The organism is Bradyrhizobium tropiciagri (assembly GCF_001189845.1).
GTDB lineage: Bacteria > Pseudomonadota > Alphaproteobacteria > Rhizobiales > Xanthobacteraceae > Bradyrhizobium > Bradyrhizobium tropiciagri.
The window spans coordinates 62,326-69,613 of record NZ_LFLZ01000048.1; the positions used below are offsets into that span (position 1 = coordinate 62,326).

Annotated in this window: 8 protein-coding genes and 1 pseudogene; 5 read left to right on the forward strand and 4 right to left on the reverse strand. The window is 66.9% G+C overall.

Going from position 1 to position 7,288, the window contains the following annotated elements; all coding sequences use genetic code 11:
• Nucleotides 1-250 precede the first annotated feature (250 nt).
• The 5 genes from AKN84_RS30305 (at nucleotide 251) to AKN84_RS30325 (ending at nucleotide 4,015) form a co-directional block, all read left to right on the forward strand.
• A complete protein-coding gene (locus AKN84_RS30305) occupies nucleotides 251-487 on the forward strand; it encodes a hypothetical protein (protein ID WP_050424166.1) in 237 nt (78 codons plus the stop codon).
• A 25-nt stretch (nucleotides 488-512) separates the two neighbouring features.
• Entirely contained in the window at nucleotides 513-1,460 is a 948-nt protein-coding gene (locus tag AKN84_RS30310; protein WP_050424167.1) for a LysR family transcriptional regulator, read from the forward strand.
• 222 nt (nucleotides 1,461-1,682) lie between these two features.
• Complete coding sequence (locus AKN84_RS30315) at nucleotides 1,683-2,393, forward strand: SDR family NAD(P)-dependent oxidoreductase (RefSeq protein ID WP_050424168.1); 711 nt, start codon at nucleotides 1,683-1,685, stop codon at nucleotides 2,391-2,393.
• 15 nt (nucleotides 2,394-2,408) lie between these two features.
• Nucleotides 2,409-2,651 carry a tautomerase family protein gene (locus AKN84_RS30320; RefSeq protein WP_050424169.1) on the forward strand — a complete coding sequence of 81 codons (243 nt, stop codon included), beginning with the start codon at nucleotides 2,409-2,411 and terminating at the stop codon, nucleotides 2,649-2,651.
• A gap of 122 nt (nucleotides 2,652-2,773) precedes the next feature.
• Nucleotides 2,774-4,015, forward strand: a complete 1,242-nt coding sequence (locus tag AKN84_RS30325) for a YbfB/YjiJ family MFS transporter (RefSeq protein ID WP_244485589.1) — start codon at nucleotides 2,774-2,776, stop codon at nucleotides 4,013-4,015.
• Here AKN84_RS30325 and AKN84_RS30330 read toward each other — a convergent pair.
• The 4 genes and pseudogenes from AKN84_RS30330 to AKN84_RS30345 form a co-directional block, all read right to left on the reverse strand.
• Nucleotides 4,012-5,163 (reverse strand): aminotransferase class V-fold PLP-dependent enzyme, encoded by a 1,152-nt coding sequence (locus AKN84_RS30330; RefSeq protein ID WP_050424170.1) that lies wholly within the window; start codon nucleotides 5,161-5,163, stop codon nucleotides 4,012-4,014. The genes AKN84_RS30325 and AKN84_RS30330 overlap by 4 nt on opposite strands.
• A gap of 53 nt (nucleotides 5,164-5,216) precedes the next feature.
• On the reverse strand, nucleotides 5,217-6,095 hold the full coding sequence (locus AKN84_RS30335; RefSeq protein WP_050424171.1) for a hypothetical protein: 879 nt from the start codon (nucleotides 6,093-6,095) through the stop codon (nucleotides 5,217-5,219).
• A gap of 85 nt (nucleotides 6,096-6,180) precedes the next feature.
• Nucleotides 6,181-6,933 carry a flagellar type III secretion system pore protein FliP gene (fliP, locus tag AKN84_RS30340; RefSeq protein WP_050424172.1) on the reverse strand — a complete coding sequence of 251 codons (753 nt, stop codon included), beginning with the start codon at nucleotides 6,931-6,933 and terminating at the stop codon, nucleotides 6,181-6,183.
• Nucleotides 6,930-7,288: pseudogene (locus AKN84_RS30345) on the reverse strand (flagellar biosynthetic protein FliO); the annotation flags it as partial. The gene fliP and the pseudogene AKN84_RS30345, both read right to left, overlap by 4 nt.

The following is a 7,288-nucleotide window of genomic DNA, read 5'->3' on the forward strand; positions in this document are numbered from 1 at the left end:
GAACGGAAAGCATCAGGGGCTTGCGTTGCTGACCCGTTCGCGCGGGCAAAGGAAGCCTGAACCATGGCTTGATACATTCACCGTCCCCGGGCGGGGTGCAAGCGGCGGGTAGTATCGACCCGGGCCGAATGTTCGCCGCAGACCCGCAATTTGTCAATTGCGACAGCCCGTGATCGCCTGCGTCCTCTCGACATCCTGCCGTCAAATCGGCAACCATGGCCGAAGTCGCCAGCCGGGAGGACGTCGTCACATGAGCAAGCCGATCAAGACCGAAGCCGAACTCATCGCGATGGCACGTGCCGAGTTGAAGGTACATGCCGATTGCCCAGACGGCATGGACATCTCGGTGCTGCGCGACGGCGACAGCTGGGAGTTCCGCGCCAGCGCCAACGAGGCCACGGTGGCAAGGCCCGGCTATCCCGAATGCGTCGCGATGCTGGTGCAGATCGGCGACCACCTCAGCAAGCAATATGATGTGAAAGGTTAGCGGCTGCCGCGAAGCGGGGGGAGCGATGGACCGCATCGACGCCATGAAGGTCTTCGTCGCCGCAGTCGACGAAGGCAGCCTTGCAGGCGCCGGGCGGAAATTGCGGCGCTCGCCGGCGGCGGTCAGCCGGGCGATTGCGTTCCTCGAGCATCACGTGGGCGCCGAGCTGCTTCATCGCACCACGCGGTCGCTGAAGCTGAGCGATGCCGGTGAGCGCTATGCGTCGGCGTGCCGGCGCATCCTGAGCGAACTCGATGAAGCCGACATCTCGGCCGGCGGTGAGCGGGCCGCGCCGCGCGGCACGCTAACCATCACTGCGCCCATTGTCGTGGGTGAGGACGTGCTGCGGCCGGTGCTCGATGCCTTCATGACGGATCATCCGGCGGTGTCGGTGCGGCTCGTGATGCTCGATCGCACGGTCAATCTGATCGACGAGGGCATCGACGTTGCGCTGCGCATCGCCCATCTCGCCGATTCCAATTTCGTCGCGATCAAGCTCGGCGAGGTGCGCCGCGTGGTCGCGGCCTCGCCGGGCTATCTCGCGCAGCATCCGGTGATCCGCGAGCCGGCCGATCTGGCGAAACAGCAGATCATCGCGATGACGCATTTCGGGCTGGACTCCTGGAGCTTTCCGCCGGCCGCGAAGTCGAAGATCGCGCGCGCGGTCCAGTTCACGCCACGGCTGGTCGTCAACACGGTGCGGGCGGCGGTTGCGTCGGCCAGCGAGGGCTACGGCGTCACGCGGCTGTTCTCGTATCATATCGCCGAGGAAATCCGCGACGGACGGCTGCAGATCCTGCTCGCCGGTGACGAACCCCCGCCGTTGCCGGTGCATCTCCTGGCGCCGCAGGGCCGCTTCGACGTGCCGAAGGTGCGCGCCTTCGTCGATTTCGCCGGCCCGCGGCTGAAACGCTATTTCGAGCGGCTGTCGCGCGAGGCCAGCAAGGCCAATGCAAAAGCGCGACGAAGCTGAACCGTCATCGCGGTTTGGTTTCCTGTTTGAGCATGATCTCCGCAACGTTGCGCGTTTGTCGCGCCGGACAACCGCTTCGCACGTTTCCCGACCATGCTCAGTCGTTCGCGCCGCGGAAGAGTGTCTGCCGAATAGCGGGCATTCGCGCGGAAAGCGGATGTATCTAGGTTGCCCTCCATCGAAGCGGCGCTGGGTCGCTTCAGCAACGGACGGAGAGAAATCATGGGTGCAGAGCAGAAGGTTGCCATTATCACCGGCGCGTCGCAGGGTCTCGGCGAGGCCATCGTCAAGGGCTATCGCGACCGCAATTGGCGCGTCGTCGCCAATTCCCGCAGCATCAAGCCGTCGTCCGATTCGGACGTCCTGGCAGTACCGGGTGACATCGGCGATCCCGAGGTTGCCGAGCGCATCGTCAAGCAGGCCCTTGCGCATTTCGGCCGCGTCGACACGCTGGTCAACAATGCCGGCATCTTCGTCGCCAAGCCGTTCACCGACCATACCGACCAGGATTACGCCGCGGTGCTGGCGACCAACCTCAACGGCTTCTTCTACATCACCCGCCGCGTCGCCAAGGAGATGGTGAAGCAGGGATCCGGCCACATCGTGCAGATCACGACCAGCCTGGTCGATCATGCCAACAGCAACGTACCCTCGGTGCTGGCCTCGCTGACCAAGGGTGGTCTTGCCGCCGCGACGAAGTCGCTCGCGATCGAATACGCCGCCAAGGGCATCCGTGTGAATGCGGTGGCGCCGGGCGTGATCAAGACCCCGATGCACGCGCCCGAGACGCATGACTACCTCGCCAAGCTGCATCCGGTTGGGCGCATGGGCGAGATGAAGGACATCGCCGATGCCGTGCTGTTCCTGGAAGGCGCGGGCTTCGTCACCGGCGAGATCCTGCATGTCGACGGCGGCCAGAGCGCCGGGCATTAGGGACAGGTGGGTGTGATGCCTATCGTCACCATCCAGGTCACGCGTGAGGGGACGACGCCCGGTGCGTCGTCCACCACGCCGGAACAGAAGGCCGCCCTGATCAAGGGCGCCAGCGAGCTGCTGCGCGATGTGCTCGGCAAGCCCATGGAATCGACCTTCGTCGTCATCGAGGAAGTCGACACCGACAATTGGGGCTGGGGCGGGCTGCCCGCGCTCGAATATCGCAAGAAGCTCGCCGCTGCTGCCTCTTCCCGCTGATCGCTTCTGCCAGATCAAACTAGGCGCCTCTCCCGATCGGGAGAGGCGAGCAGTGATCGCTACAAACGATTGCTGCGATCGCAACTAATCATTTTTCACGAACGGGCGGAGGGCCTACTGCCATGTCCATGTCAGCAAATGTCGATCATGACAGGCGTCATCACGCCGAGCCGCGTCGCGACGCGGGCGGGCCGCTGTGGCTGTCCGCCGCCGCAGGGCTCTGTGCGTCGCTGGTCGGGCTCGGGCTGGCGCGGTTTGCCTACACGCCGCTGATCCCGGCCTTGATTGCGGCAAAGTGGTTCACGCCGGCGGAAGCGGTCTATCTCGGCGCCGCTAACCTCGCCGGCTATCTCGCCGGTGCGTTGATCGCCCGCGACCTCGGCGCGCGGATCGGCTCGGTGTGGGCGCTGCGCGGCATGATGCTGCTGGCCGCGATCACCTGCTTTGCCTGTGCGGTGCCGATCTCCTTCATCTGGTTCTTCGGCTTCCGCTTCCTCGCCGGCATCAGCGGCGGCGTAATCATGGTGCTGGCGGCGACCGCGATCCTGCCGCGCACCGCACCGAGCAAGCGCGGCCTGATCGGCGGCGTGATTTTTGCCGGCGTAGGATTAGGCATCGCAGCCTCAGGCACGCTGGTGCCGCTGTTGCTGCAGCAGGGCGTCAAGGAAGCCTGGTATGGCCTCGGCGTGCTGTCGGCGGTGTTGACCGCGATCAGCTGGAAGGCGTGGCCCGCCGAGGCGCCCGCCGCGCGTGGTGCCGCCGAGCCGCGCGTCGCGTCGCATGGCGTCCGCTCGCCGCTGGTGATCGCGCTGTGCGTGGAATACGGCCTCAACGCGCTGGCGCTGGTGCCGCACATGGTGTTCCTGGTCGATTTCGTCGCCCGTGGTCTCGGGCAGGGGATCGCGGCGGGATCGTATTACTGGGTGCTGTACGGCATCGGCGCCGTGGTCGGCCCGCTGCTGACCGGACATCTCGCCGACCGCGCCGGCTTCGCGGCGGCGCTCCGTGCGGCGTTCCTGATCGAGGCGGTCGCGGTTGCGCTGCCCGCGGTGACGACGTCGCCCGCCGCGCTGATCGTGTCGAGCCTCATCGTCGGCGGCTTCACACCCGGCATCGTTCCGCTGGTGATCGGCCGCATCCACGAACTGATCCCGCATTCGGCGGCGAGCCAGCGCTCGGCCTGGGCGCAGGCCACCACGACCTTCGCGCTGTTCCAGGCGGCGGGCGCCTACGGCCTGTCCTGGCTGTTCGCGCAGAGCGGCGGCGACTATGCGCTGCTGTTCGTGATCGGCGCGGCCGGCGTGGCCGCAGCGCTGGCGATCGAACTGTTCAGCGTCGTGGCGCTCGGGCGCAAGCGGAGTTAGTCGCGCAGCGCTTTCGTCAAGGCCGCGACGAGGCGGTCGGCATCGGCCTCGTCGTTGAAGACGTGCGGCGAGATCCGCATCCGGCCGAGCCGCAGCGCGACGTGGATGTTTTCGGCAGCGAGCCGCGCGATCAATTCCTTCGGAATGCCGCCGGCCATGCCGAGGCTCAGGATATGAGGCGCACGCACGCTCTGCGCCAGCACGTCGAGCCCGAGGTCTCGCACGCCGTCGGCGATCCGCTCGGTCAGCATTGCGAGCCGCTCGCTGACGGCAGCGGCGCCCCATTCCGCCATCATCTCCATGCCGATCGATGCCATCTCCAGCGTGATGAAATGATCGCGCTCGCCCATGTCGTAGCGGCGGGCATTGTCGACATAGCCGAGATCGCCGAAATAGACCGGGTTCTCGGAGTTGACGTTGCGGCGGCCGGAGGAGGTCTGCTCCAGCGGCACGCCGCTCTGATGACGTTTTGCAATGTAGAGAAAAGCGCGGCCGTAGGGGCCGACCAGCCATTTGTAGGTCGGGAAGATCACCGCATCAGGATCGAGCTTCGTCACGTCCATCGCGACGACGCCCGCGCTCTGCGTCGCGTCGATCACGAACATTGCGCCCTGCCGCCGCAGCGCGGCCTGCACCCTGTCGACGTCGATCATGCCGCCGTCCGACCAGTGCACCGACGAGATCGAGGCAAGGCCGACCGGCGGCGCGTCGGCGCGGCCGATCGCGGCAAGTACCGCCGAGGTCCAATCGCCATCGGCGGGCTGGCGCACGGTGTCGACGACAAAACCCTGCGCCTCGGCGCGGGCGTGCCATTCCAGCACCGGCGAGGAGTGATCGTTCTCCAGCACGACGACGCGCGTGCCGCGCGGAATCGTCAGCGCCTTTGCCATTGTCGCGACGCCATAGCTGATCGCCGGGATCAGCGCGACGTCATCGGCATCGGCATTGATCAGGCGGGCCGCCGCCGTGCGGGCGCGCTCATGCTGGCGGCCGGCGAAACCGGCATCGATGGTCCAGGGCTGGCCCTTGCGCCCGACCGCGGCGCGGCCGGCCTCCAGCGTCCTGAGCGGCAGCGGGCTGTAGGACGCCGAATTCAAGTAGCAGACGTCGCGTGGGATCTCGAACAGATGGCGCTGGGAGGGAAGCATGTCGTCTCGTGGCTGGGATTGCAGATGATGTCGCGATGCGGACGAGCGCGCGCTCAGCCGTCATACTGGTCCGGCCCCATCGCCCACGGCGCCTGATCGTAGCCGTTGGCGAAGGTGCGGTTGGTCTGGTCAGGATTGCGATTGACCAGCGGCCGCAAATACATCGGGTGGGTGGCGCTGCGCACCTCGTGCTCGACAGTGAACAGGTGCCGGCCATCGGCGGGATCGACGATGTCGCAGAAGCGGTACTGGTACTGATTGTCCTCGCGCGAGACCAGATTGCGCGCGCGCAGCCGCCTGTAGGGGCCCGAGAAGTCCGTGATGTAGATCTGGACGTGATGGCCGTCGAACTCGCTGGGCGCAGAATCGGTCTCGCGGAATTGCAGATACTGGTCCTTGCCGACCTTTGCGCGCGCGATACCACCGTCCACGCTGGCGGGGATGCCCATGATCTCGGGATAGAACCGGCTGATCGCCTCGGCCGTGCCGCGCGGCACGTCGAACTCGACATAGGGCATGCCGAGCGCGATGCGCCCGAACCGCTCGGCGTCCGGTTCAAAGCAGCGTAGCCGGTTGCCCCAGGGGCAAATCGCCTCGACGTGATCATGGTGCTCGCGATAGCTGAACGCGGTGCCTTCGAGCTTGGGCGCGACCGCGGCGAGGCGCTGCAGCAGCGCCCGCCGTCCGGCGATCACGATACCGGTGTGGCCGCGCAGCACCTGTGGCCTGCCGCTCGGCAGGTGAAACTGGCTGCGGCCGGCATTCACCCACATGTTGCTGTCGGAGACCATCAGATAGGGATCGCGGGTCAGCCCGATGCCGGCGACATAGAACAGCGTGGCGAGGCGCTGGTCCGGCACCTGCACGTTGACATGCTCGAGATGGATGGCGTTGCCGAGATCTTCTGCGGCGCGATCGAATGGCTGCTGCACGGCGCGGCTCCCTGGATGCGGTGCCGCGCATGATAGTGCAACGGCCCGGCCGATCCAGCGATGCGGCCATGAATGTTTCGCGGGGCTACCCCCCGTAACTCTGCACCAGGCTGCCGGCGACCAGCGCCCAACCGTCGACCAGGACGAAGAAGATCAGCTTGAACGGCAGCGAGACCACCACCGGCGGCAGCATCATCATGCCCATCGACATCAGCACCGAGGCGACCACGAGGTCGATGATCAGGAACGGCAGGAACAGCAGGAAGCCGATCTCGAAGGCGCGCTTCAATTCGGAGATCATGAAGGCCGGCACCAGGATGCGCAGCGACACCTCCTCCGGCGTCGCCGGCGGCGGCTCGCCGGAGAGGTCCATGAACAGCTTCAGGTCCTTCTCGCGGACGTTCTTCTGCATGAAGCCGCGCAGCGGGACCGAGGCGCGCTGCAGCGCTTCCTCGACGCCGATCTGGTTGGCGACCAGCGGCTTGATGCCGTCATCATAGGATTTCTGCAGCACCGGCCCCATCACGAAGGCGGTGAGGAACATCGCCAGCGCGATCATCACCGAATTCGGCGGCGCGGTCGCGGTGCCGAGCGCGGTGCGCAGCAGCGAGAGCACGACCACGATGCGCGTGAACGAGGTCATCATGACCAGGATCGACGGCGCGATCGACAGCACCGTGAGCAGCGCGATCAGCTGGATCGCGCGCTCGGTCACGCCGCCATTGCCGCCGCCGAGATTGATGCTGATATCCTGCGCCATCGCCGGATCGGCGAAGGATCCGGCGGCGATCAGGACAGCGATGAAAAAAACTCTACGCGGGACTGCCCCTGATCTCACGAAGGATTCTTCGGTCGGCCGAGTAGCGAAGCCATCTCGTCCTCGAGGTTCTCGAACCCGCTCTTCTGTCCGCCGGCGGGCGGGGCTGATGGTTCGCTGCGCGGCGCGCGGACCGGAGGCGCCTCGGGCGCAACCGGCGGTGCGACGGTCTCGCCGGCGCCGGTCGGGCGGCGCAGTGCCGCCTCGAGCCGCTGCGCCATCTCGGCGAGATTGGCATCGGCGTTCGATGCGGGCGGCGCGGCCGGCGGCGCCTGGGTCGCGACCGGCGGTGGAGCAGGCGGGGGCGGTGGCGGTGGCGCCACGGCGCGCTCGGGCGCGCGCAGCGGCGGCGGCGCTTTCGGCGGCGTCGGCGGCG